A 325-nucleotide genomic window follows, 5' to 3' on the forward strand; every position below is an offset into this window, starting at 1 on the left:
GTCATAGCGCACTGTACAATTATATCGCTCCCTCTCCCCTTTCTTCTTCCTTTTCCCTTTCTCCCTCCCCCTCCTTTTTCTCTTCTTTCTTTCCTCCCCTTCCCTCCTTCTCCTTCCTTTCTCTTCTTTCCCCTTCTCTCCCCTTCTCTCTTCTTTTTTTCCCTTCCCTTCCCTCTTTTTCCTCTCTCCTTTCTTCCCCCTTTCTTCCTTCCTTTCTTTTCTTCTCTCCCTTCCCTTCTCCTTTCTTTTTCCCCCCCTTCCCCTTCCTTCCTTTTTTTCCTCCCCTCTTTTCTTCTTCCCCCTCTCTTTTCTTCCCCTTTTTCCT

At 47.4% G+C, this 325-nt stretch carries 1 protein-coding gene; it reads right to left on the reverse strand.

The genetic code is table 11. The features are described 5' to 3' along the window. Positions 1-19: 19 nt before the first annotated feature. On the reverse strand, positions 20-325 hold a 306-nt coding region (locus ACLRGG_RS21510), incomplete at its 5' end, for a hypothetical protein (protein WP_416251588.1).

Origin of the sequence: Erwinia sp. PPS120, from assembly GCF_047918655.1 — a bacterium.
GTDB lineage: Bacteria > Pseudomonadota > Gammaproteobacteria > Enterobacterales > Enterobacteriaceae > Erwinia > Erwinia tasmaniensis_A.